1 protein-coding gene is annotated in these 732 nt (G+C 68.9%); it reads right to left on the bottom strand.

Going from position 1 to position 732, the window contains the following annotated elements; genetic code table 11:
- Positions 1-732, bottom strand: a 732-nt coding sequence (locus C1J01_RS48435; protein ID WP_181449393.1) for an MFS transporter, incomplete at both ends; no start/stop codon positions are given.

Raw genomic sequence — 732 nt, 5'->3', positions numbered from 1 at the left:
TGGCGTTCATCCTGCCGCGCAGGGCTTCTGGGCAGATCGCCTGGCGGTAACTGCCCTGGGCGACGTTGTTCATGACCCCGACCAGGGAGATGAGCGCCATGCCGATCGGGAACAGGGCGAGCCGCCAGCCGGGTCCCGTGAAGGCGACGAGCACGAAGAGCGGCAGCATGAGGACGGCTGTGCCCCACATCGTGGGGCCGTGACCGAAGCGGGCGATCACGCGTGACGCGAGGAGCGCGCCGAGCAGGCCGCCCACCCCCGCGCCCGAGACCATCAGGCCGTAGGCCGCCGCGCTCACGCCCAGCTCGTCGACCAGGTACAACGGCTGGACGATGGCAAAGATGCCGCTGACGAACATGTTCATGGCGCCGACGAGGCCGATCAGGCGCAGGACGGGGTGGCCGAGCACGTAGCGCAGGCCCTCCATCAGGCTCACGCGCTCCCCGGAGGGAGTCTCCTTGGCCTTGACGGTCGCCAGCAGGATGGCGGAGACCATGTAGCTGACCGCGTCGACCACGATGGCGATGGGCGCCGTGAGCACCTGCACGAGCCAGCCGCCGAGGCCGGGGCCGAAGAGCACGGAGAGGCTGCGCACGGACTCCAAAGTCCCCATGCTCTTGGGCAGCTGCTCCTTGGTCACGATGGAGGGCAGGAAGCTCAGGTGGGCGACGTCGAAGAAGGCCGTGCCGATGCTGACGATCACGGCGACCGCGTAGAGCTGCGCCAGCGTGA

It is taken from the genome of Nonomuraea aridisoli (assembly GCF_003236395.1).
Taxonomy (GTDB): domain Bacteria; phylum Actinomycetota; class Actinomycetes; order Streptosporangiales; family Streptosporangiaceae; genus Nonomuraea; species Nonomuraea aridisoli.
Note: the sequence above shows the minus strand (reverse complement) of the source record. Positions and strands in the feature narration are given on the sequence as shown.